32 protein-coding genes are annotated in these 20,570 nt (G+C 66.4%); 28 read left to right on the top strand and 4 right to left on the bottom strand.

What is annotated here, in order from left to right:
* Window positions 1-12: 12 nt before the first annotated feature.
* Genes BMY74_RS13860 through BMY74_RS13845 form a run of 4 tightly spaced genes read right to left on the bottom strand, consistent with a single transcriptional unit; the run spans window position 13 to window position 1,891 of the window.
* Entirely contained in the window at window positions 13-327 is a 315-nt protein-coding gene (locus BMY74_RS13860; RefSeq protein ID WP_089915322.1) for a WXG100 family type VII secretion target, read from the bottom strand.
* A complete protein-coding gene (locus BMY74_RS13855; RefSeq protein ID WP_143091566.1) occupies window positions 324-881 on the bottom strand; it encodes a YbaB/EbfC family nucleoid-associated protein in 558 nt (185 codons plus the stop codon). Before BMY74_RS13855 ends, BMY74_RS13860 begins: the two co-directional genes overlap by 4 nt.
* A 45-nt stretch (window positions 882-926) precedes the next feature.
* Window positions 927-1,376 carry an LppU/SCO3897 family protein gene (locus BMY74_RS13850; RefSeq protein ID WP_089915316.1) on the bottom strand — a complete coding sequence of 150 codons (450 nt, stop codon included), beginning with the start codon at window positions 1,374-1,376 and terminating at the stop codon, window positions 927-929.
* Window positions 1,373-1,891 (bottom strand): hypothetical protein, encoded by a 519-nt coding sequence (locus BMY74_RS13845; RefSeq protein ID WP_089915313.1) that lies wholly within the window; start codon window positions 1,889-1,891, stop codon window positions 1,373-1,375. Before BMY74_RS13845 ends, BMY74_RS13850 begins: the two co-directional genes overlap by 4 nt.
* Before the next feature lie 299 nt (window positions 1,892-2,190).
* On the opposite strand from BMY74_RS13845, the gene rpsL reads away from it, so the two are divergent.
* From rpsL to map, 28 genes are all read left to right on the top strand, one after another.
* Window positions 2,191-2,565: a 30S ribosomal protein S12 gene (gene rpsL, locus BMY74_RS13840; RefSeq protein WP_030473471.1), complete on the top strand. Its 375-nt coding sequence runs from the start codon at window positions 2,191-2,193 to the stop codon at window positions 2,563-2,565.
* Window position 2,566: 1 nt separating this feature from the next.
* Entirely contained in the window at window positions 2,567-3,037 is a 471-nt protein-coding gene (gene rpsG / locus BMY74_RS13835) for a 30S ribosomal protein S7 (protein WP_030473470.1), read from the top strand.
* A 78-nt stretch (window positions 3,038-3,115) separates the two neighbouring features.
* Window positions 3,116-5,218 (top strand): elongation factor G, encoded by a 2,103-nt coding sequence (fusA, locus tag BMY74_RS13830; RefSeq protein ID WP_089915310.1) that lies wholly within the window; start codon window positions 3,116-3,118, stop codon window positions 5,216-5,218.
* Window positions 5,219-5,365: 147 nt separating this feature from the next.
* Window positions 5,366-6,559 carry an elongation factor Tu gene (gene tuf / locus BMY74_RS13825; protein WP_089915307.1) on the top strand — a complete coding sequence of 398 codons (1,194 nt, stop codon included), beginning with the start codon at window positions 5,366-5,368 and terminating at the stop codon, window positions 6,557-6,559.
* A 577-nt stretch (window positions 6,560-7,136) separates the two neighbouring features.
* Window positions 7,137-7,442 carry a 30S ribosomal protein S10 gene (rpsJ, locus tag BMY74_RS13820; protein WP_003938093.1) on the top strand — a complete coding sequence of 102 codons (306 nt, stop codon included), beginning with the start codon at window positions 7,137-7,139 and terminating at the stop codon, window positions 7,440-7,442.
* A 27-nt stretch (window positions 7,443-7,469) separates the two neighbouring features.
* Entirely contained in the window at window positions 7,470-8,120 is a 651-nt protein-coding gene (rplC, locus tag BMY74_RS13815; protein WP_089915304.1) for a 50S ribosomal protein L3, read from the top strand.
* The gene (rplD, locus tag BMY74_RS13810; RefSeq protein WP_089915301.1) at window positions 8,120-8,806 is read left to right on the top strand and encodes a 50S ribosomal protein L4; all 687 of its coding nucleotides are present in this window, start codon (window positions 8,120-8,122) and stop codon (window positions 8,804-8,806) included. Before rplC ends, rplD begins: the two co-directional genes overlap by 1 nt.
* Complete coding sequence (gene rplW, locus BMY74_RS13805; protein WP_065915972.1) at window positions 8,803-9,102, top strand: 50S ribosomal protein L23; 300 nt, start codon at window positions 8,803-8,805, stop codon at window positions 9,100-9,102. Before rplD ends, rplW begins: the two co-directional genes overlap by 4 nt.
* 19 nt (window positions 9,103-9,121) lie before the next feature.
* Window positions 9,122-9,955, top strand: coding sequence for a 50S ribosomal protein L2 (gene rplB, locus BMY74_RS13800; protein ID WP_089915298.1), 834 nt, complete (start codon window positions 9,122-9,124; stop codon window positions 9,953-9,955).
* An 18-nt stretch (window positions 9,956-9,973) separates the two neighbouring features.
* The gene (gene rpsS / locus BMY74_RS13795) at window positions 9,974-10,255 is read left to right on the top strand and encodes a 30S ribosomal protein S19 (protein ID WP_030478300.1); all 282 of its coding nucleotides are present in this window, start codon (window positions 9,974-9,976) and stop codon (window positions 10,253-10,255) included.
* Window positions 10,256-10,289: 34 nt separating this feature from the next.
* Window positions 10,290-10,688, top strand: coding sequence for a 50S ribosomal protein L22 (gene rplV / locus BMY74_RS13790; protein WP_089915295.1), 399 nt, complete (start codon window positions 10,290-10,292; stop codon window positions 10,686-10,688).
* Window positions 10,688-11,521: a 30S ribosomal protein S3 gene (rpsC, locus tag BMY74_RS13785; RefSeq protein ID WP_089915292.1), complete on the top strand. Its 834-nt coding sequence runs from the start codon at window positions 10,688-10,690 to the stop codon at window positions 11,519-11,521. The genes rplV and rpsC overlap by 1 nt, the downstream gene beginning before the upstream one ends.
* A gap of 3 nt (window positions 11,522-11,524) precedes the next feature.
* Window positions 11,525-11,944: a 50S ribosomal protein L16 gene (gene rplP / locus BMY74_RS13780; RefSeq protein ID WP_089915289.1), complete on the top strand. Its 420-nt coding sequence runs from the start codon at window positions 11,525-11,527 to the stop codon at window positions 11,942-11,944.
* Window positions 11,944-12,186: a 50S ribosomal protein L29 gene (gene rpmC / locus BMY74_RS13775; protein ID WP_089915286.1), complete on the top strand. Its 243-nt coding sequence runs from the start codon at window positions 11,944-11,946 to the stop codon at window positions 12,184-12,186. The genes rplP and rpmC overlap by 1 nt, the downstream gene beginning before the upstream one ends.
* The gene (gene rpsQ, locus BMY74_RS13770) at window positions 12,183-12,464 is read left to right on the top strand and encodes a 30S ribosomal protein S17 (protein WP_089915284.1); all 282 of its coding nucleotides are present in this window, start codon (window positions 12,183-12,185) and stop codon (window positions 12,462-12,464) included. The genes rpmC and rpsQ overlap by 4 nt, the downstream gene beginning before the upstream one ends.
* Window positions 12,465-12,539: 75 nt before the next feature.
* Window positions 12,540-12,908 (top strand): 50S ribosomal protein L14, encoded by a 369-nt coding sequence (gene rplN, locus BMY74_RS13765; protein WP_089915281.1) that lies wholly within the window; start codon window positions 12,540-12,542, stop codon window positions 12,906-12,908.
* Between the two features lie 2 nt (window positions 12,909-12,910).
* Entirely contained in the window at window positions 12,911-13,225 is a 315-nt protein-coding gene (rplX, locus tag BMY74_RS13760; protein ID WP_045309812.1) for a 50S ribosomal protein L24, read from the top strand.
* A 2-nt stretch (window positions 13,226-13,227) separates the two neighbouring features.
* Complete coding sequence (rplE, locus tag BMY74_RS13755) at window positions 13,228-13,791, top strand: 50S ribosomal protein L5 (protein ID WP_089915278.1); 564 nt, start codon at window positions 13,228-13,230, stop codon at window positions 13,789-13,791.
* Window positions 13,792-13,795: 4 nt separating this feature from the next.
* Window positions 13,796-13,981, top strand: coding sequence for a type Z 30S ribosomal protein S14 (locus tag BMY74_RS13750; protein WP_030473455.1), 186 nt, complete (start codon window positions 13,796-13,798; stop codon window positions 13,979-13,981).
* 117 nt (window positions 13,982-14,098) lie between these two features.
* Window positions 14,099-14,497: a 30S ribosomal protein S8 gene (gene rpsH, locus BMY74_RS13745; RefSeq protein WP_030473454.1), complete on the top strand. Its 399-nt coding sequence runs from the start codon at window positions 14,099-14,101 to the stop codon at window positions 14,495-14,497.
* 12 nt (window positions 14,498-14,509) lie between these two features.
* Window positions 14,510-15,049, top strand: a complete 540-nt coding sequence (gene rplF, locus BMY74_RS13740) for a 50S ribosomal protein L6 (protein WP_089915275.1) — start codon at window positions 14,510-14,512, stop codon at window positions 15,047-15,049.
* 1 nt (window position 15,050) lies between these two features.
* Window positions 15,051-15,452 carry a 50S ribosomal protein L18 gene (rplR, locus tag BMY74_RS13735; protein WP_089915272.1) on the top strand — a complete coding sequence of 134 codons (402 nt, stop codon included), beginning with the start codon at window positions 15,051-15,053 and terminating at the stop codon, window positions 15,450-15,452.
* Window positions 15,453-15,486: 34 nt separating this feature from the next.
* Window positions 15,487-16,095 carry a 30S ribosomal protein S5 gene (gene rpsE / locus BMY74_RS13730; protein ID WP_030473451.1) on the top strand — a complete coding sequence of 203 codons (609 nt, stop codon included), beginning with the start codon at window positions 15,487-15,489 and terminating at the stop codon, window positions 16,093-16,095.
* A gap of 2 nt (window positions 16,096-16,097) precedes the next feature.
* Window positions 16,098-16,283 (top strand): 50S ribosomal protein L30, encoded by a 186-nt coding sequence (gene rpmD / locus BMY74_RS13725; RefSeq protein ID WP_089915761.1) that lies wholly within the window; start codon window positions 16,098-16,100, stop codon window positions 16,281-16,283.
* Window positions 16,280-16,723: a 50S ribosomal protein L15 gene (gene rplO, locus BMY74_RS13720; protein ID WP_089915269.1), complete on the top strand. Its 444-nt coding sequence runs from the start codon at window positions 16,280-16,282 to the stop codon at window positions 16,721-16,723. The genes rpmD and rplO overlap by 4 nt, the downstream gene beginning before the upstream one ends.
* A gap of 918 nt (window positions 16,724-17,641) precedes the next feature.
* Window positions 17,642-18,958: a preprotein translocase subunit SecY gene (gene secY / locus BMY74_RS13715; protein WP_089915265.1), complete on the top strand. Its 1,317-nt coding sequence runs from the start codon at window positions 17,642-17,644 to the stop codon at window positions 18,956-18,958.
* On the top strand, window positions 18,959-19,519 hold the full coding sequence (locus tag BMY74_RS13710; protein ID WP_089915262.1) for an adenylate kinase: 561 nt from the start codon (window positions 18,959-18,961) through the stop codon (window positions 19,517-19,519). It begins immediately after the preceding gene.
* A 109-nt stretch (window positions 19,520-19,628) separates the two neighbouring features.
* Window positions 19,629-20,411, top strand: a complete 783-nt coding sequence (gene map / locus BMY74_RS13705; RefSeq protein WP_089915259.1) for a type I methionyl aminopeptidase — start codon at window positions 19,629-19,631, stop codon at window positions 20,409-20,411.
* Window positions 20,412-20,570: the final 159 nt, after the last annotated feature.

The following is a 20,570-nucleotide window of genomic DNA, read 5'->3' as shown; positions in this document are numbered from 1 at the left end:
TCCCCCAGACTGCTAGCCGCTGATCCCGCGTGCGTTGAACCGGTCCTGCTGTTCCATCAGGTTCGCGGACTCCTCGAGGTTCTTCCCGATGTCCTGCAACGTCTTCGCGACCTCCGCCATCACCTTGCGGACCGCGTCGGACGCGGGGACGTAGTCGGTGCCGAACTTCTGGCCCGCCTCGTCGCCACCCCAGCAGTGACCTTCCGCGTCGAGGCCGCGGGCCAGCGCCGCCGCGTTGGTGGCCATGTCCGCGCCCGTGGTCGCCATCTTCGCCGCCGCCGAGCGCACCCCGGCGGCCTCCATCCACGTGCGGCCCCCGGACGTCACCAGCCGTTCCCCCTGCCCATGATCGAGTTGCCCCCGAAGTCCTCGTCCTCGCCGGTGCCGGCCGCGCGCTGCACCGGACGGACCTCCTTGCGCAGCACCGAGGAACCGAAGTCCTCATCGGACGGCGGGGGAGGTGGCACCGGCTCGTCGCGCTGCTCGACCTTGAAGATGTCCTTGAGCGAAGGCGCTCCCGGCACGACGTCGGGCAGGTCGATGACGCCCTCTTCCGAGGTCAGCGGGGCCATGTGGGCGTTGACCCGCTCGCGCACGTCCTGAGCGGCGCGGCGGGTGACCTGGGTGATCGTCTGCGCCAGCTGTTCGGGTGTCACCCGGTCGAACGCGCGCGGCCTGAGCTCGAGCTTGTCCAGCACACCCGTCGAGTCCACGGTGACCACGACGTTGCCGTCGGGGGAGGACGCCACCCCGGACATGGCCGCGATCGCCGCCTGCGCGTCGCGCAACCCGTCCGTGCGGTCCTTGAGCTCCCGCATGAGGTTGTCGAGGGTGCCGCGCAACTCTGCGTTACGAGCGGCTAGCTGATCGTCATCGAGCACCAGGGGAACGTAGCGAACGCCCGCAGACCGCGTCGGCCGAACGGCTCAGTTGGTGATGCAGATCGTCTTCACCGGCTGCGAGTACGTCTTCGCGTCATCACCGTTGCACAGCGCCCTGTCCGACTTGCCGTCGACGACTTTGGTGACCTTGCGCGTCCCAGTACCGCACGCCACCCGTTCGAAGTACTGGTTCACCGCTTTGAGACAGTCGCCCTCCTGCACGTTGAGGACGTAGCAGAGGCGCGTCTTGCCGTTGGTGCGCGACCGGCCCGAGGACTCGGTCAGGTAGTCGCCGGTCGGGCACATCGTGCGTCGCTCACGGGAGGACACGCGGTACATGGCGTCAGCGGACGAACAGTCCACTTCGGCCATGTCGACGTTCGTGTTGCCGACGTCGACCTGCTTCGCGCATTCACCGACGCCCGCCTGCTCGTGCCAGCCGGAACAGCCGGCCAGGGTGAGGACGAGGGCGGCGAGCAGAGTGGCGGTTCTCACGCCTTCGCCAGGCAGACGGTGCGGGCGGGCTCGGAGAACGCGAGCGACATGGCCGGATTCTTGCACCTCGCCTTGTCGGACACGTCCTGGACGATGTCCTCCGACCGGAGCGCGCCGGGCTGCTTGCAGTCGACTCGTACGTGGACCGGCCGGTCCGTGTTGCGGAACTGCTTGGTGGTGTAGCACACGCCGACGCTCAGGGCGGGCAGGTAACAGGTCTTCTCGTCACCCCGCGGCACCGCCGTGTAGTCGCCGGGCGGGCAGGTCGACGCGATCGCCCCGACCTCGAACTCCCTGCCCGTCGACCTGTTGCTCCGCCCGGCGGCGCTGCACCTGACCTCCTCGAACGTCAGGTCGGCCGCCGCGTGGTCGACCTGCTTCACGCACTCGCCGACCAGCGGGTCCGGCCAGATCTCGCGTGCGCCGAAGTAGATCATCGGACCGAACACCACCAGGGCGAAGAAGGTGATGATGACGCGGAAGTACCACTTCTCGAAGCCGGTTTGTCGTGACAAGGCTCTTCCCCCAGGGCATCTTGATCGAGCGGCTCATGTCTAGCGCAAGGCCGAACGCGGTACCCCCGTTTTGACCCAGGTAGACGTGGGCGGGTATCTTTGCTACTCGTGCCCGACCCATGTCGGGCCGCTCCGCGTGCCCGTGAGGCAGCGGTGTCCTCCACTCGCAGGGGCAGTTGAACTGTTGCCTGCGGACCTTGGGAGCGGGCGACACGCCCGACCTCGGGTGCAGAGAGGGAACAAGAAACACGAGGGTGAACCGCAAGGGGACCCCGCAAGACGGAAGAAGCAGCCGGCGAATGCCAACGATCCAGCAGCTGGTCCGCAAGGGCCGCCAGGACAAGGTGGCGAAGCAGAAGACGGCGGCCCTCAAGGGCTCGCCGCAGCGGCGCGGTGTGTGCACCCGCGTTTACACCACCACCCCCAAGAAGCCGAACTCCGCACTGCGCAAGGTCGCTCGCGTGAAGCTGACCAGCGGTATCGAGGTCACGGCGTACATCCCCGGTGAGGGTCACAACCTCCAGGAGCACTCGATGGTGCTCGTGCGCGGTGGTCGTGTGAAGGACCTCCCGGGTGTTCGTTACAAGATCATCCGTGGCTCTCTCGACACCCAGGGTGTCAAGAACCGCAAGCAGGCTCGCAGCCGTTATGGCGCGAAGAAGGAGAAGAGCTGAGATGCCCCGCAAGGGACCGGCCCCCAGGCGGCCGCTGATCTCCGACCCGGTCTACAGCTCGCCGCTGGTGACCCAGCTCATCAACAAGGTGCTGGTCGACGGCAAGCGCTCGGTGGCCGAGAAGATCGTCTACGAAGCGCTCGAGGGTGCTCGCGAGAAGACCGGCACCGACCCGGTCGTCACGCTGAAGCGCGCGCTCGACAACGTCAAGCCGGCCCTCGAGGTCAAGAGCCGCCGCGTCGGTGGCGCGACCTACCAGGTCCCGGTCGAGGTGAAGCCCGGCCGCTCCACCACGCTGGCGCTGCGCTGGCTGATCACCTTCTCCCGGCAGCGCCGTGAGAAGACCATGGTCGAGCGTCTGATGAACGAGCTGCTCGATGCGAGCAACGGTCTCGGTGCGAGCGTCAAGCGCCGTGAGGACACGCACAAGATGGCCGAGTCCAACAAGGCCTTCGCCCACTACCGCTGGTGATGTGACGCCCGGCCTGGACGACAGGCCGGGCGCTCCCAGCCCTAGTGAGCTCACAAGCTCAAGACAGGGGAAAGACCCGTGGCACAGGACGTGCTCACTGATCTTGCCAAGGTCCGCAACATCGGGATCATGGCGCACATCGACGCGGGCAAGACCACGACGACCGAGCGGATCCTCTTCTACACCGGGATCAGCTACAAGATCGGCGAGGTTCACGACGGCGCTGCCGTGATGGACTGGATGGAGCAGGAGCAGGAGCGCGGCATCACGATCACGTCGGCCGCGACGACCTGCTACTGGAAGAACCACCAGATCAACCTGATCGACACGCCCGGCCACGTCGACTTCACCGTCGAGGTCGAGCGCAACCTGCGCGTCCTCGACGGCGCCGTTGCCGTCTTCGACGGCAAGGAGGGCGTCGAGCCGCAGTCCGAGCAGGTCTGGCGGCAGGCGACCAAGTACGACGTCCCGCGCATCTGCTTCGTCAACAAGATGGACAAGCTGGGCGCGGACTTCTACTTCACCATCAAGACGATCTCCGAGCGTCTTGGCGCGAAGCCCCTCCCGATCCAGATCCCGATCGGTGCCGAGAGCGACTTCATCGGCGTCGTCGACCTGGTCGAGATGCGTGCTCTCACGTGGCGTGGCGAAGTCCAGAAGGGCGAGGACTACGCGATCGAGGAGATCCCCGCGGATCTCGTCGAGCGCGCGCAGGAGTTCCGCGAGCAGCTTCTCGAGGCCGTCGCCGAGACCGACGACGCGCTGACCGAGAAGTACTTCGAGAACGGCGACCTGTCCGTCGACGAGATCAAGGCGGGCCTCCGCAAGATCGTCGCCGAGGGCACCGCCTACCCGGTGCTCTGCGGTTCCGCGTTCAAGAACAAGGGCGTCCAGCCCATGCTCGACGCGGTGATCGACTTCCTGCCGTCGCCGCTGGACCTCCCGCCGGTCGAGGGCACGCTGCAGGACGGCGAGACCGTCGTGTCGCGCAAGGCCTCGTCCGACGAGCCGTTCTCGGCTCTGGCGTTCAAGATCGCCGTGCACCCGTTCTTCGGCAAGCTGACCTACATCCGGGTCTATTCGGGCAAGGTCGCCTCCGGCACCCAGGTCGTCAACGCGACCAAGGACCGGAAGGAGCGCATCGGGAAGATCTTCCAGATGCACGCCAACAAGGAGAACCCGGTCACCGAAGCCATCGCGGGCCACATCTACGCCGTGATCGGTCTGAAGGACACCACGACCGGTGAGACCCTTGCCGACCCGGCGCACCCGATCGTGCTCGAGTCGATGACCTTCCCCGAGCCCGTCATCCAGGTGGCCATCGAGCCCAAGACGAAGGCGGACCAGGAGAAGCTCGGCACCGCGATCCAGAAGCTGGCCGAGGAGGACCCGACGTTCCGGGTCAACCTCGACCAGGAGACCGGCCAGACCATCATCGCCGGCATGGGCGAGCTCCACCTGGACATCCTGGTGGACCGCATGCGCCGCGAGTTCAAGGTCGAGGCCAACATCGGCAAGCCTCAGGTGGCGTACCGGGAGACCATCCGCAAGGCGGTGGAGAAGTACTCCTACACCCACAAGAAGCAGACCGGTGGCTCCGGCCAGTTCGCGAAGGTGCTCGTCACCGTCGAGCCGCTGGAGAAGAAGGAAGACGGCGCGCTCTACGAGTTCGTCAACGCCGTCACCGGTGGTCGCATCCCCCGCGAGTACATCCCGTCGGTCGACGCGGGTGCGCAGGACGCGCTGCAGTACGGCGTGCTGGCGGGCTACCCGCTGGTCGGCGTGAAGGTGACGCTGCTCGACGGCGCCTACCACGAGGTCGACTCCTCGGAAATGGCGTTCAAGATCGCTGGTTCGATGGCCCTCAAGGAAGCCGCCCGTCAGGCGTCTCCCGCGATCCTCGAGCCTCTGATGGCCGTCGAGGTCACGACGCCCGAGGAGTACATGGGTGACGTGATCGGCGACCTGAACTCCCGCCGTGGCCAGATCCAGGCCATGGAGGAGCGCAGCGGCGTCCGTGTCGTCAAGGCACTGGTTCCGCTGTCGGAAATGTTCGGGTACGTGGGTGACCTGCGGTCCAAGACCCAGGGTCGTGCCAACTACTCGATGGTGTTCGACTCCTACGCAGAGGTTCCCGCGAACGTCTCGAAGGAGATCATCGCGAAGGCGACCGGGGAGTAATTCCCCAACCGGAGCACCGCAGTTCCATCGCGGGCTCTCCGGGGGTGATCCCTGGGGTCCGCTACTTTTAGACCCTGACGTGTAAGTCCGGCGGGTGGCCACAGATGCCCGCCGGACCAGCAAAAAGAAGTCCAGGAGGACAATCCAGTGGCCAAGGCGAAGTTCGAGCGGACGAAGCCGCACGTCAACATCGGCACCATCGGTCACATCGACCATGGCAAGACCACGCTGACCGCGGCGATCTCCAAGGTTCTGCACGACGCGTACCCCGATGTGAACGCTTCGTTCGCGTTCGACCAGATCGACAAGGCGCCGGAAGAGAAGCAGCGCGGCATCACGATCTCGATCGCGCACATCGAGTACCAGACGGAGAACCGTCACTACGCGCACGTCGACTGCCCCGGGCACGCCGACTACATCAAGAACATGATCACCGGTGCGGCGCAGATGGACGGCGCCATCCTCGTGGTCGCGGCCACCGACGGCCCGATGCCGCAGACGAAGGAGCACGTCCTCCTGGCCCGCCAGGTCGGCGTCCCCTACATCGTCGTCGCGCTCAACAAGGCCGACATGGTCGACGACGAGGAGATCCTGGAGCTCGTCGAGCTCGAGGTCCGCGAGCTGCTCTCCGAGTACGAGTTCCCGGGCGACGACCTGCCGGTCGTGCGCGTTTCGGCGCTGAAGGCGCTGGAGGGCGACGAGACCTGGGGCAAGTCCGTCCTCGAGCTCATGGCCGCCGTCGACTCGGCGATCCCGGAGCCGGAGCGCGACACCGAGAAGCCGTTCCTCATGCCCGTCGAGGACGTCTTCACGATCACCGGCCGCGGCACCGTCGTGACCGGTCGCATCGAGCGCGGCATCATCAACGTGAACTCCGAGATCGAGATCGTCGGTATCAAGGAGCAGTCGAAGAAGACGACTGTCACCTCGATCGAGATGTTCAAGAAGTTCCTCGACGAGGGTCGCGCCGGTGACAACGCCGCGCTGCTGCTCCGCGGCATCAAGCGCGAGGAGGTGGAGCGCGGCATGGTCATCGTCAAGCCGGGCACCACGACCCCGCACACCGAGTTCGAGGCGCAGGTCTACATCCTGTCCAAGGACGAGGGTGGCCGCCACACGCCGTTCTTCAACAACTACCGTCCGCAGTTCTACTTCCGCACGACGGACGTGACCGGCGTTGTGACGCTGCCCGAGGGCACCGAGATGGTCATGCCGGGTGACACCACCGGTATGTCGGTCAAGCTGATCCAGCCGATCGCCATGGACGAGGGCCTCCGCTTCGCGATCCGCGAGGGTGGCCGCACCGTCGGCGCCGGCTCGGTCACCAAGATCATCAAGTGACCTAGCTCGACCCAGTTCGGCGACAGGCCGGGCCAACGATCTTCGTTGGCCCGGCCTTCGTCGTTGAACGGCGAAATGTGCGTCAGCTCACCCCTGGACGCGCGGCCGTGGGGGCATTCCGGGGATCCTGTTGCCGGACAACGGAACCGATCGACCCGACCCTCCACACGCGACAGAGGTGGCGGCTCACCGGCCAAGATCCGGACGTGATCTGGCTCCAAGTCACCCACCCCGATTTGGATCGCCTCCCGCCCGTGTGGCATCCTTTACGGGTTGCTCGATGAAGGGCCGGGTTCGCCTCGTGCGTGTCCGGAAGTTTCGATCGAGCGTCCGCGCCCTGTTAGTGAACGCCTCCTTGCGGAGATGGGCATCAGGGTGCAAGGGCTGTGGTAGGCCCAATCCCACCGGGGAGACCTTGAGTGGGACCGGTATGCGCACCGGGCGCGACACGCCCGACCGCGTGGACCGGGCACCATGACACTTCAACAGGGGCGGAGCGCGCCAAGAGGCTGTAACAGGCCTCATCCGAGGCACCGCACCGCAGCGGTAACGAGAAGCAGAGGAACGGCAAGCCATCATGGCGGGACAAAAGATCCGCATCCGGCTCAAGGCCTACGACCACGAAGCGATCGACGCGTCTGCGCGCAAGATCGTGGAGACCGTGACGCGCACCGGCGCTCGGGTCGTCGGACCGGTGCCGCTGCCCACTGAGAAGAACGTGTACTGCGTCATCCGCTCGCCGCACAAGTACAAGGACTCGCGCGAGCACTTCGAGATGCGCACGCACAAGCGGCTGATCGACATCCTCGACCCGACGCCGAAGACGGTGGACGCGCTCATGCGCATCGACCTGCCGGCCAGTGTCGACGTCAACATCCAGTAAGCGTTGGGCGCGGAGAGTAACGGACCAATGTCTGACAGGCAGATGAAGGGCATCCTGGGCACCAAGCTCGGCATGACTCAGGTCTTCGACGAGAACAACCGGGTCGTCCCGGTGACCGTCGTCAAGGCTGAGCCCAATGTCGTGACCCAGGTTCGCACCGAGGAGAAGGACGGCTACACCGCCGTCCAGCTGGCGGCCGGCGCGATTGACCCGCGCAAGGTCAACAAGCCCGTCGCGGGCCACTTCGCCAAGGCCGGGGTCACGCCCCGTCGCCACCTGGTGGAGCTGCGCACGGTCGACGCCAGCGAGTACGAGGTCGGCCAGGAGATCACCGCTGAGGTGTTCGAGGCCGGCGCTGTTGTCGACATCACCGGCACCAGCAAGGGCAAGGGCACCGCAGGTGTCATGAAGCGCCACAACTTCAAGGGCCTCGGCTCCAGCCACGGCACCCAGCGCAAGCACCGCTCGCCGGGTTCCATCGGTGGCTGCGCCACGCCTGGTCGCGTCTTCAAGGGTCTGCGCATGGCCGGCCGCATGGGCCACGTGCGCGTCACGACCCAGAACCTGAAGGTGCACAAGATCGATGCCGAGAACGGCCTGCTGCTCATCAAGGGCGCTGTTCCCGGCCCCAAGGGTGGTCTGGTGTTCGTCCGGACTGCCGCGAAGGGTGGTGCCTGATGTCGACTGTTGAGATCCGCACCCCGGACGGCAAGTCCGCCGGCACGGTCGAGCTCCCCTCGGCTGTTTTCGACGCGCAGGCGAACGTCGCGCTGCTGCACCAGGTCGTCGTGGCCCAGCAGGCCGCCGCGCGCCAGGGCACGCACGCCACGAAGACCCGCGGCGAGGTGTCCGGTGGTGGCAAGAAGCCGTACCGCCAGAAGGGCACCGGTCGCGCCCGCCAGGGTTCGACGCGTGCGCCGCAGTTCGCCGGCGGTGGCGTCGTCCACGGCCCGCAGCCGCGTGACTACTCGCAGCGGACGCCCAAGAAGATGAAGGCCGCCGCTCTGCGTGGCGCCCTCTCCGACCGGGCCCGCGCCAACCAGGTCCACGTCGTGTCCGGCCTGGTGGACGGGGACACCCCGTCGACCAAGACCGCGCGCAAGGTCCTGGAGTCGGTCACCCAGGCCCGTCGCGTCCTCGTGGTGCTCAACCGCACCGACGAGGTCTCGTGGGTCAGCGTGCGCAACCTGCAGCACGTGCACGTGATCGCGCCCGACCAGCTCAACACCTACGACGTGCTCGTCAACGACGACGTGGTGTTCACCAAGGACTCGCTCGACGTGTTCCTCGCCAGCAAGGCCCAGTCGGGCTCGGGCTCGGCCGAGGCCACGGCGACTGTCGTGGACGAGGAGGGTTCCAAGTGATCCCCGACCACAGGGACATCTTGCTCGCGCCGGTGATCTCCGAGAAGTCCTACGGGCTGCTCGAGGAGAACAAGTACACCTTCCTGGTGGCGCCGGGTTCGAACAAGACCCAGATCAAGATCGCCGTGGAGAAGGTCTTCGGCGTGAAGGTCGTCAGCGTCAACACCATCAACCGGCAGGGCAAGCGCAAGCGCACCCGCACCGGGTTCGGCAAGCGCAAGGACACGAAGCGCGCGATCGTGACGCTGTCGGCTGACAGCAAGGCGATCGAGATCTTCGGCGGCCCTGCCGCCTGATGACGAGGACTGCGTAGAGATGGGCATTCGCAAGTACAAGCCGACGACTCCCGGTCGTCGCGGTGCGAGCGTCTCCGACTTCGCCGAGATCACTCGGTCGACTCCGGAGAAGTCGCTGATCCGCCCGCTGCACAAGCTGGGTGGCCGCAACGCCTCGGGCAAGATCACCACGCGGCACAAGGGTGGCGGTCACAAGCGGGCTTACCGCCTGATCGACTTCCGTCGCAACGACAAGGACGGCGTGCCGGCCAAGGTCGCTCACATCGAGTACGACCCCAACCGCACCGCTCGCATCGCGCTGCTGCACTACGCGGACGGCGAGAAGCGCTACATCATCGCCCCGGACAAGCTCAAGCAGGGTGACACGGTTGAGAACGGCCCCAAGGCCGACATCAAGCCGGGCAACAACCTGCCGCTGCGCAACATCCCGGTCGGCTCCGTGATCCACGCGATCGAGCTCCGCCCCGGCGGTGGCGCGAAGATCGCCCGCTCGGCCGGTGCCTCGGTCCAGCTCGTGGCGAAGGACGGCCCGTACGCCCAGCTGCGGATGCCCTCGGGCGAGATCCGCAACGTGGACGTGCGCTGCCGCGCCACGCTGGGCGCCGTCGGCAACGCCGAGCACCAGAACATCAACTGGGGCAAGGCCGGCCGCATGCGGTGGAAGGGCAAGAAGCCCACCGTCCGCGGTGTCGCCATGAACCCGGTCGACCACCCGCACGGTGGTGGTGAAGGTAAGACCTCCGGTGGTCGCCACCCGGTCAACCCGGCTGGTAAGCCCGAGGGTCGTACCCGCCGCCGCAAGCCAAGCGACAAGCTCATCGTCCGGCGTCGTCGCACCGGTAAGAAGCGCTGAGCAGGGAGGGAGTGAAGGATGCCTCGCAGCCTTAAGAAGGGTCCCTTCGTCGACGACCACCTGCTCAAGAAGGTGGACGTTCAGAACGAAGCGGGCAAGAAGACCGTCATCAAGACGTGGTCCCGCCGGTCCACGATCATCCCGGACATGCTCGGCCACACCATCGCGGTGCACGACGGTCGCAAGCACGTCCCGGTGTTCGTGACCGAGGCCATGGTCGGGCACAAGCTGGGCGAGTTCGCCCCGACCCGCACCTTCAAGGGCCACATCAAGGACGACCGGAAGTCTCGTCGCCGCTAGGCGCCGAACTGAGAAGAGCAAGGGAAAAGCAGCGATGAACGCCCGTAAGGACGCTGAGGCAGCGGAGTTTCCGCGCGCCGTGGCTCGGGCTCGTTACGTTCGCGACACCCCCATGAAGGTGCGTCGCGTCATCGAGCTCATCAAGGGTCGTAACGCCAGCGAGGCCCTGGCCGTGCTCCAGTTCGCGCCCCAGGCCGCCTCTGAGCCGGTCGCGAAGGTGCTCGCCAGCGCCATGGCCAACGCCGAGAACAACCTGTCCCTGGACCCCTCCACCCTCTGGGTGTCGGTGGCCTACGTGGACGAGGGTCCGACCCTCAAGCGTTTCCGCCCGCGTGCCCAGGGCCGCGCGTACCGGATCCGCAAGCGGACGAGCCACATCACCATCGAGGTGGAGTCTCGTCCCAAGAAGACCAGCGCGAAGGGAACGCGGTAGTGGGCCAGAAGATCAACCCGCACGGCTTCCGGCTGGGGATCACCACCGACTGGAAGTCCCGCTGGTACGCAGACAAGCAGTACGCCGAGTACGTGGCGGAGGACGTCAAGATCCGCCGCCTGCTCAGCAAGGGCATGGAGCGTGCCGGCATCTCCAAGGTGGAGATCGAGCGGACCCGTGACCGGGTGCGCGTCGACATCCACACCGCCCGGCCGGGCATCGTCATCGGCCGTCGTGGCGCCGAGGCGGACCGCATCCGCGGCGAGCTCGAGAAGCTCACCAAGAAGCAGGTCCAGCTCAACATCCTCGAGGTGAAGAGCCCGGAGTCGGACGCGCAGCTCGTGGCACAGGGTGTCGCCGAGCAGCTGTCCAACCGCGTCGCCTTCCGGCGCGCGATGCGCAAGGCCATCCAGTCGGCCATGCGTTCGCCGCAGGTCAAGGGCATCCGCGTGCAGTGCGGCGGTCGCCTCGGCGGCGCCGAGATGTCCCGCTCGGAGCACTACCGCGACGGCCGCGTGCCGCTGCACACGCTCCGCGCGAACATCGACTACGGCTTCTTCGAGGCCCGCACCACGTTCGGCCGCATCGGCGTGAAGGTGTGGATCTACAAGGGCGACATCGTCGGTGGCATCTCCGCCAAGCGCGCGCTCGACGCGGCTGCGCCTTCGCAGGCCGACCGCGCCCCGCGCCGCGACCGTGGCGAGCGTCCGAACCGGGCCCGTCGCTCGGGTGCCAGCGGCACCACCGCGACGAGCACCGAGGCCGGCCGTGCCGCAGCTGACGCTTCCGCGTCGGCCGAGGCCCCGGCTTCTGCAGAGAAGACGGAGAGCTGAGTCATGCTCATCCCTCGTAGGGTCAAGCACCGCAAGCAGCACCACCCGAAGCGGTCGGGCGCTGCCAAGGGCGGCACGAAGGTCACCTTCGGTGAGTTCGGCATCCAGGCTCTGGAGCCGGCGTACGTCACCAACAGGCAGATCGAGTCCGCTCGTATCGCCATCACGCGCCACATCCGTCGTGGCGGCAAGGTCTGGATCAACATCTTCCCGGACCGTCCGCTGACGAAGAAGCCGGCCGAGACCCGCATGGGTTCCGGTAAGGGTTCGCCGGAGTGGTGGGTGGCCAACGTCAAGCCGGGTCGCGTCCTCTTCGAGATGGCCTTCCCGAACGAGCAGGTCGCTCGCGAGGCGCTCCGCCGCGCGATCCACAAGCTCCCGATGAAGTGCCGCATCGTTACGCGTGAGGGTGGTGAGTTCTGATGGCAGCGGGTACCACCGCTTCCGAGCTGCGTGAGCTCACCGAGGAAGAGCTCGTGCTGCGTCTGAAGGAATCGAAGGAAGAGCTCTTCAACCTTCGCTTCCAGATGGCCACGGGCCAGCTCGACAACAACCGGCGGCTGCGCACGGTCCGGCACGACATCGCCCGGATCTACACCGTGATGCGGGAGCGGGAGCTCGGGCTCTCCGTTTCGCCGGATTCCACTGGTGAGGGTGCGGCATGACCGAAAGCAACGAAGTCCAGACCGAGAAGCGCAACGACCGCAAGGTCCGCGAGGGCCTCGTCGTGTCCGACAAGATGGACAAGACGATCGTGGTTGCGCTGGAAGACCGCAAGAAGCACCCGCGTTACTCCAAGGTCATGCGCTCCACCACCAAGGTGAAGGCGCACGACGAGGAGAACACGGCGGGCATCGGCGACCGCGTCCTGCTCATGGAGACCCGGCCCCTGTCGGCGACCAAGCGCTGGCGGCTCGTCGAGGTCCTCGAGAAGGCCAAGTAAGTTCTTCCTTTCTAGACAGACCGAGCCCGTCGGGTCGGAAATCCGGCGGGCCAGGAATGGTCAAGGAGCAAGTAAGTGATTCAGCAGGAGTCGCGGCTTCGTGTCGCCGACAACACCGGTGCGAAGGAGATCCTTTGCATCCGTGTTCTCGGTGGTTCGGGCCGCCGCTACGCGGGCATCGGCGACATCATCGTCGCGACCGTCAAGGACGCGATCCCGGGCGCCGGCGTGAAGAAGGGTGACGTCGTCAAGGCCGTCATCGTTCGCACCGTCAAGGAGCGCCGCCGCGCGGATGGCTCGTACATCCGCTTCGACGAGAACGCCGCCGTGCTCATCAAGAACGACAACGAGCCCCGCGGTACGCGCATCTTCGGCCCGGTCGGGCGCGAGCTGCGCGACAAGAGGTTCATGAAGATCATCTCGCTGGCTCCGGAGGTGCTCTGACCATGAAGGTGAAGAAGGGCGACACGGTCGTCGTCATCGCCGGCAAGGACAAGGGCGCGAAGGGCAAGGTCATCCAGGCCTACCCGGAGACCGGCAAGGTCCTGGTCGAGGGCGTCAACCGGATCAAGAAGCACACCAAGATCACGCAGACCCAGCGGGGCGCGCAGTCCGGTGGCATCGTGACCCAGGAAGCCCCGATCAACGTCTCCAACGTGATGGTGGTCGACTCGGACGGCAAGCCGACCCGTGTTGGTTACCGGACGAACGACGAGGGCAAGCGGGTCCGCATTTCCCGTCGTAACGGGAAGGACATCTGATCATGACTACCGCAGAGAAGATCATCCCGCGGCTCAAGACGCGCTACCGCGACGAGGTCAAGGGCGAGCTGCAGAAGCAGTTCTCCTTCGCCAACGTGATGCAGATCCCGGGCGTCGTGAAGGTCGTCGTCAACATGGGTGTCGGCGACGCCGCCCGTGACGGCAAGCTGATCGAGGGCGCGGTTCGCGACCTCTCGATCATCACCGGCCAGCGTCCCGAGGTTCGTCGGGCCCGCAAGTCCATCGCGCAGTTCAAGCTGCGCGAGGGCATGCCGATCGGTGCGCGCGTCACGCTGCGCGGCGACCGCATGTGGGAGTTCCTCGACCGCCTGCTGACGATCGCGCTGCCCCGCATCCGCGACTTCCGCGGCCTGTCGGGCAAGCAGTTCGACGGCAACGGCAACTACACGTTCGGTCTGAACGAGCAGTCGATGTTCCACGAGATCGACCCGGACGCTATCGACCGGCCTCGCGGCATGGACATCACCGTCGTCACCACCGCCACGAACGACGAGGAGGGCCGGGCGCTGCTGAAGCACCTGGGCTTCCCGTTCAAGGAGAACTGAGTCGATGGCCAAGAAGGCGTTGATCAACAAGGCCGCGAAGAAGCCGAAGTTCAAGGTCCGGGGTTACACCCGGTGCCAGCGTTGCGGCCGCCCCCACGCGGTGTTCCGCAAGTTCGGCCTCTGCCGGATCTGCCTGCGCGAGATGGCTCACCGCGGTGAGCTGCCTGGCGTGAGCAAGTCCAGCTGGTAATTCAAAGCACCATTACTTCGCTGTAGGCCCGCACGCGACCGTCCTGGCCCCCGTCACCGGGGGCCGGGTCTGGACCCCGAGCGGTGAACCGCAGCGAGAAAGGTTGACCAGGTCACCATGACGATGACCGACCCGATCGCAGACATGCTCACTCGTCTGCGCAACGCGAACTCGGCTTACCACGACAAGGTCGTGATGCCGCACTCGAAGCTGAAGGCCAACATCGCCGAGATCCTCAAGCGCGAGGGCTACATCGCCTCGTACCGCGACGAGGAGGGCGAGGTCGCGAAGAACCTCGTCGTCGAGCTGAAGTACGGCCCGAACCGGGAGCGCAGCATCGCGGGCCTCCGCCGCGTGTCGAAGCCCGGCCTGCGCGTGTACGCGAAGTCCACCGGTCTGCCCCGAGTCCTCGGTGGCCTCGGTGTGGCGATCATTTCGACCTCTGGTGGTCTCATGACCGACCGCCAGGCCAACAAGGCAGGCGTGGGCGGAGAAGTCCTCGCCTACGTTTGGTAAGGGGGAGTAGACATGTCGCGCATCGGTAAGCAGCCGATTCTTGTCCCCTCCGGGGTCGACGTGAACATCGCCGGCCAGGACGTGAGCATCAAGGGCCCGAAGGGCACCCTGACGCTGACGATCGCTGAGCCGATCAGCCTGGAGAAGGCTGAGGACGGCACGCTCGAGGTCAAGCGCCCGAACGACGAGCGTCGCAACCGCGCGCTCCACGGCCTGTCGCGCACGCTCGTGCACAACATGGTCGTCGGTGTGACCCAGGGTTACGAAAAGAAGATGGAAATCCACGGCGTCGGTTACCGCGTCGCGCTCAAGGGCTCTGAGCTCGAGTTCGCGCTCGGTTACTCGCACCCCGTCAAGGTCGAGGCCCCCGCGGGCATCACCTTCGCGGTCGAGACCCCGACCCGTTTCTCCGTCTCGGGTATCGACAAGCAGCTGGTCGGTGAGGTCGCCGCCAACATCCGCAAGCTGCGCAAGCCCGACCCGTACAAGGGCAAGGGCGTCCGCTACTCGGGCGAGAAGATCCGTCGCAAGGTCGGAAAGACGGGTAAGTGACATGAGCGAGTCGACTGTTACGAAGCGCAAGCCGGTGGGCAAGGACATCTCCACCAGGCGTCGTGTTGCCAAGACCCGTCGCCACTTCCGCCTCCGCAAGAAGGTCAACGGCACCGCCGAGCGTCCGCGCCTGGCCGTGCACCGTTCGTCGAAGCACATCACCGTGCAGATCATCGACGACCTCAAGGGCCACACGATCGCGTCCGCTTCCTCCATGGAGGCCGACGTCCGTGCCCTCGAGGGCGACAAGAAGGCCCGTGCGGCCAAGGTCGGCCAGCTGGCCGCGGCCCGTGCCAAGGACGCCGGCGTCACGGCGGTCGTGTTCGACCGCGGTGGCAACGCGTACCACGGCCGCATCGCCGCTCTGGCTGACGCCGCTCGCGAGGCGGGGCTGGAGTTCTGACAATGATCATCACCGGAATTGAGAGGGACGCCTGATGCCAGGACGTACGCGTCGCGAAGGCGGCGGGGGCGAGCGCGGAGAGCGCCGCGACCGTCGTGACGGCGGCCGCGGCGGCGCGGCCCAGGAGAAGACCCCCCACCTCGAGCGCGTGGTTGCGATCAACCGCGTCTCCAAGGTGGTCAAGGGTGGTCGTCGCTTCAGCTTCACCGCCCTCGTGGTGGTGGGCGACGGCGACGGCATGGTCGGCGTCGGCTACGGCAAGGCCAAGGAAGTTCCCGCGGCCATCGCCAAGGGTGTCGAGGAAGCGAAGAAGAACTTCTTCCGCGTTCCCCGCATCGCCGGCACGATTCCCCACCCGGTCCAGGGTGAGAAGGCCGCTGGTGTGGTCCTGCTGCGTCCGGCCTCGGCCGGTACCGGTGTCATCGCGGGTGGCGCTGTCCGCGCCGTCCTCGAGTGCGCCGGCGTGCACGACGTGCTGTCGAAGTCGCTCGGCTCCGACAACGCGATCAACATCGTGCACGCGACCGTGGCGGCCCTCAAGGGCCTGCAGCGTCCCGAAGAGGTCGCGGCCCGTCGTGGCCTGCCCCTCGAGGACGTCGCCCCCGCCGGCATGATCCGCGCTCGCGCGGGCCAGGGGGTGTGATCATGGCTCAGCTCAAGATCACGCAGGTTCGCAGCACCATCGGTACCAAGCACAACCACCGCGAGTCGATCCGGACCCTCGGGCTCGGCAAGATCCGCAAGTCGGTCGTGCGTGAGGACACCCCCCAGGTCCTCGGCCTCATCAAGGCCGTGCGCCACCTGGTGGTTGTTGAGGAGGTCCAGTCGTGACCATCAAGATCCACGACCTGCGTCCCGCCCCCGGAGCCAAGACCGCCAAGACCCGCGTCGGTCGTGGTGAGGGCTCCAAGGGCAAGACCGCCGGCCGCGGCACGAAGGGCACGGGCGCTCGCAAGAACGTCTCGCCGCGCTTCGAGGGTGGCCAGATGCCGCTGCACATGCGGCTCCCGAAGCTCAAGGGCTTCAAGAACCCGTTCCGCACCGAGTACCAGGTTGTGAACGTCTCCGCCATCGCTGCCTCCTTCCCGGAGGGCGGCACGGTGGACGTTCCCGCGCTGGTGCTGGCGGGCCTCGTCCGCAAGGGCAAGCTCGTCAAGGTGCTGGGCGATGGCGACGTCAGCGTCAAGCTGGACGTCACCGCCGACAAGTTCTCCAAGTCCGCTGTGGAGAAGCTGGCCGCTGCTGGTGGTTCGACCACCATCGCGTCCTGATGTTCTGACACCAGAACTCACCGAAGGGCCCCGAGGCTGTTGCCTCGGGGCCCTTCGTGTTTGGTCGCGTTTTGTTGGTCGGGTCGCCTTGCGAGGGTGGTCCTGCGGGTCTTGACGAGTTTTGGGGTGCGATTGGGGCTTGACCTTGAGCCTCTGGCGGGGTGCTGTGACGGCCGGAAAAGGCCGGGCTGAAAAGCGCCCGGCCGTGCCCAGAGGGGTAGCACCCCGCCCCTCAAGGTAAAGCCCCAATCGCCAGTGCAGGTGTGCACCGCCTCTGAGTGCCTGAAGGTTCGGACGGCTCGCTGCGCATCGCCACGCCAGGCTGGATGCGTGGTCGGCCTTGTACGGGTGGGCGCAGGTTGGCACCGCGCGCCGGGCCTGCGTGCGTGGTTGCGGTGGGAGGGCGAGTGCGGTTGGCACCTCGCCAGGCCTGTGCGCGTGGTCGTGTCGGGTGGGAGACCACAGCCAGCGCCGCGCGATCCACACCTGCCGCGTTCGTTACCGACTGCTCGAGGCCCCCGCCCACCACTCTCGCCCCCGCGGCACCCCTCTGCGCGCCGCGTTCCGCCCCCTCCGGCGGGTGCGCACCAAGCCCCGGCGCCCGACGCGCCAGGTTCGCTCTGCGGGGATTTCTGCGGGAACTTCACAACGCCCGCAAACGTTCGCGATCGGCGGAAAGTGCTGCTGATAGCACGGATTTGCGGGTGGCGGTACCCCGGATGGCCTAGTGGTTCGGGCAGAGATCAACCGCTTGGAACCTGTGATTGGCCACTGGGTACGGGCTGGTCGGGGTGGGCTGTTAGTGTTGCGGGCTGAACCCGGATGTCCTCCGGGTTGCTTGGTCGTGGCTACCTACCTCGGCCTGCCAACTACCGCATGTGCCGGTCCCTGGGGGTCGGCAACGCTCAGGAGGTTCGCGTGCTCGGCGCATTCCGCTCGGCTCTCGCGACGCCGGATCTACGCAAGAAGATCCTCTTCACGCTCGGGATCATCATTGTGTACCGGCTTGGTGCGACCATGCCCGCGCCGGGCGTGTCCTTCAAGAACGTGCGGGCGTGCGCCGAAGCGCTCGAGGGCCAGAACATCTACTCGCTGATCAACCTGTTCAGCGGTGGTGCACTGCTCAACCTGTCCGTGTTCGCGCTGGGCATCATGCCCTACATCACCGCGAGCATCATCATCCAGCTGCTCACCGTGGTCATCCCGCGGTTCGAGCAGCTGAAGAAGGAAGGACAGGCCGGTCAGGGCAAGCTGACGCAGTACACGCGCTACCTGACGATCGGTCTCGCGATCCTGCAGTCGACCGGTCTCGTGGCGCTGGCGGTGCGCGGGCAGCTCTTCGGCGAGTGCGACCAGGACGTCATCCCCAACAAGGACAGCATCTTCACCCTCATCGTGCTGGTCATCACCATGACCGCCGGTACCTCGGTCATCATGTGGCTGGGTGAGCTGATCACGGAGAAGGGCATCGGCAACGGCATGTCGTTGCTGATCTTCACCGGCATCGCCGCCCGCATCCCGGCCGAGGGCAAGAACATCTGGGACAAGGACGAAAGCCGGATCACCTTCTTCCTGGTCCTTGCTGCTGCTCTCCTCATCATCGCGAGCGTCATCTACGTCGAGCAGGCCCAGCGCCGCATCCCGGTGCAGTACGCCAAGCGCATGATCGGCCGCCGCATGTACGGCGGCACGTCGACGTACCTCCCCCTCAAGGTGAACCAGGCCGGCGTCATCCCGGTCATCTTCGCCTCTTCGCTGCTGTACCTGCCGGACCTGATCGTGCGCCTGACCCAGGGCACCTCGACCGAGACGAACTGGTTCTCCACCTTCGTCCAGACCTACCTGGTCAAGCAGTCGAGCTGGGTGCACATCGCCTCGTACTTCCTGCTCATCGTCTTCTTCACGTACTTCTACGTCGGCATCACGTTCAACCCGGACGAGCGTGCGGACGAGATGAAGAAGTTCGGTGGCTTCATCCCCGGCATCCGCCCCGGTCGCCCCACCGCCGAGTACCTCAAGTTCGTCCTGGGTCGCATCACGCTCCCCGGTTCGCTCTACCTCGGCATCGTGGCGATCCTGCCGAACCTGTTCCTGGACCTGACCGGCGACGGCCAGAACCAGAACTTCCCGTTCGGCGGCACCGCGGTTCTGATCATGGTCGGTGTCGGTCTCGACACCGTGAAGCAGATCGAGAGCCAGCTCATGCAGCGCAATTACGAAGGGTTCCTCCGCTAGATGCGACTCGTTCTCGTTGGCCCGCCCGGTGCGGGCAAGGGCACCCAGGCCGAAGTTCTGAGCCGCAAGCTCGGCGTGCCGCACATCTCGACGGGCGACCTCTTCCGGTCACACATCAGCAACCAGACCGAGCTCGGGCTGGAGGTGCAGAGCATCCTCGACGAGGGCGCTCTCGTGCCGGACTCCATCACGAACGAGATGGTGCGCAAGCGCTTGGCCGAGGCCGACGCGGCGGACGGGTTCCTGCTCGACGGGTTCCCCCGCAACGTCGCCCAGGCCGACAAGCTGGGCGAGTTCCTGGCGGTCGGCGGCCACTCGCTCGACGCGGTGCTGGAGTTCCGGGTCGACGAGGACGTCGTGGTGGAGCGGTTGCTCGCACGCGGGCGCACGGACGACAAGGAAGACGTCATCCGGCACCGCCAGCAGGTGTACCGCAACGAGACCGCGCCGCTGCTCGACTACTACGCGGACAAGGTCATCTCCATCGACGCGGTGGGCGAGATCGACGAGATCAGCGAGCGGGCACTGGCCGCGCTGAACTCCCTGCGCGACGAGAAGTAGCAGTTGTACGAGGCGGGCTTCGGTGCTCGTCGGCCATCGGCCGGCGTCACCGGAGCCCGTGTCCTTTGCCGGGGGACCACCCCGCCCTGTCGAGTCATTCGGTGAACGCATGAGCAAGATCGAGATCAAGACGCCCGGCCAGTTGCAGGCCATGCGCGCCGCCGGCCTGGTCGTGGCGCGGGCGCTGAAGAACGTCGTCGCTGCGGTGAAGCCCGGCGTCTCCACGTGGGAGCTCGACGAGATCGCCGAGCAGACCATCCGCGAAGCCGGCGCCATCCCGTCGTTCAAGGGCTACCACGGCTTCCCGGCGAGCATCTGCGCGTCGGTGAACGACCAGATCGTCCACGGCATCCCCAGCAAGCAGCAGGTGCTGGCCGAGGGAGACCTGATCTCCATCGACTGCGGCGCGATCCTCGACGACTGGCACGGCGACTCGGCCGTCACGGTCGGCGTCGGCGAGCTGTCGCCCGCGGACCACAAGCTGTCCGAGGCGACCAGGCTGTCGATGCTCGCGGGCATCGAGGCCGCGGTGCCCGGCGGCAGGCTCACGGACATCTCGTTCGCCATCGAGACCTCGGCCATCGAGTCGGGTGAGCGCGACGGCATCGAGTACGGCATCGTCGCGGACTACGGCGGCCACGGCATCGGCACCAAGATGCACATGGAGCCGTTCCTGCCGAACTACGGCAAGCCCGGCAAGGGCCCGAAGCTCAAGGTCGGCATGGCCATCGCGATCGAGCCGATGCTGACGCTCGGCACGGACGACTCGCAGGAGCTCGAGGACGGCTGGACCGTCATCACGCTCGACGGCACGCGTGCCGCGCACTGGGAGCACAGCGTCGCGATCACCGAGGACGGCCCCTGGGTGCTCACGGCACCCGAGGAAGACTGACGCCCCAACAGTTTTCGAACGCAGCCCCGTTCGCCCTCAGGCGAGCGGGGCTATTTCGTTTGCGCGCACGGATACGGTCGAGGTGACGAGCGAGTCCAATGCTTGGGGGCATTGTGGGGGTAACCCGTTTCGTCCTGTCCGCTCTTCTGATTCCACTAG

The organism is Lentzea albida, assembly GCF_900111005.1.
Lineage (GTDB): Bacteria > Actinomycetota > Actinomycetes > Mycobacteriales > Pseudonocardiaceae > Lentzea > Lentzea albida.
Note: the sequence above shows the minus strand (reverse complement) of the source record. Positions and strands in the feature narration are given on the sequence as shown.

Bases quoted from the DNA above. Each gene is read 5' to 3' on its own strand.
- rplV (WP_089915295.1), top strand. From the start codon at position 10,290: ATGAACGCCCGTAAGGACGCTGAGGCAGCGGAGTTTCCGCGCGCCGTG.
- rplF (WP_089915275.1), top strand. From the start codon at position 14,510: ATGTCGCGCATCGGTAAGCAGCCGATTCTTGTCCCCTCCGGGGTCGAC.
- BMY74_RS13710 (WP_089915262.1), top strand. From the start codon at position 18,959: ATGCGACTCGTTCTCGTTGGCCCGCCCGGTGCGGGCAAGGGCACCCAG.
- rpsJ (WP_003938093.1), top strand. From the start codon at position 7,137: ATGGCGGGACAAAAGATCCGCATCCGGCTCAAGGCCTACGACCACGAA.
- rpmD (WP_089915761.1), top strand. From the start codon at position 16,098: ATGGCTCAGCTCAAGATCACGCAGGTTCGCAGCACCATCGGTACCAAG.
- rpsE (WP_030473451.1), top strand. From the start codon at position 15,487: ATGCCAGGACGTACGCGTCGCGAAGGCGGCGGGGGCGAGCGCGGAGAG.
- rpsH (WP_030473454.1), top strand. From the start codon at position 14,099: ATGACGATGACCGACCCGATCGCAGACATGCTCACTCGTCTGCGCAAC.
- map (WP_089915259.1), top strand. From the start codon at position 19,629: ATGAGCAAGATCGAGATCAAGACGCCCGGCCAGTTGCAGGCCATGCGC.
- BMY74_RS13750 (WP_030473455.1), top strand. From the start codon at position 13,796: ATGGCCAAGAAGGCGTTGATCAACAAGGCCGCGAAGAAGCCGAAGTTC.
- rpsQ (WP_089915284.1), top strand. From the start codon at position 12,183: ATGACCGAAAGCAACGAAGTCCAGACCGAGAAGCGCAACGACCGCAAG.
- rplC (WP_089915304.1), top strand. From the start codon at position 7,470: ATGTCTGACAGGCAGATGAAGGGCATCCTGGGCACCAAGCTCGGCATG.
- rplR (WP_089915272.1), top strand. From the start codon at position 15,051: ATGAGCGAGTCGACTGTTACGAAGCGCAAGCCGGTGGGCAAGGACATC.
- rpmC (WP_089915286.1), top strand. From the start codon at position 11,944: ATGGCAGCGGGTACCACCGCTTCCGAGCTGCGTGAGCTCACCGAGGAA.
- rplD (WP_089915301.1), top strand. From the start codon at position 8,120: ATGTCGACTGTTGAGATCCGCACCCCGGACGGCAAGTCCGCCGGCACG.
- rplE (WP_089915278.1), top strand. From the start codon at position 13,228: ATGACTACCGCAGAGAAGATCATCCCGCGGCTCAAGACGCGCTACCGC.
- rpsL (WP_030473471.1), top strand. From the start codon at position 2,191: ATGCCAACGATCCAGCAGCTGGTCCGCAAGGGCCGCCAGGACAAGGTG.
- rpsS (WP_030478300.1), top strand. From the start codon at position 9,974: ATGCCTCGCAGCCTTAAGAAGGGTCCCTTCGTCGACGACCACCTGCTC.
- rplB (WP_089915298.1), top strand. From the start codon at position 9,122: ATGGGCATTCGCAAGTACAAGCCGACGACTCCCGGTCGTCGCGGTGCG.
- rplP (WP_089915289.1), top strand. From the start codon at position 11,525: ATGCTCATCCCTCGTAGGGTCAAGCACCGCAAGCAGCACCACCCGAAG.
- rplX (WP_045309812.1), top strand. From the start codon at position 12,911: ATGAAGGTGAAGAAGGGCGACACGGTCGTCGTCATCGCCGGCAAGGAC.
- rpsG (WP_030473470.1), top strand. From the start codon at position 2,567: ATGCCCCGCAAGGGACCGGCCCCCAGGCGGCCGCTGATCTCCGACCCG.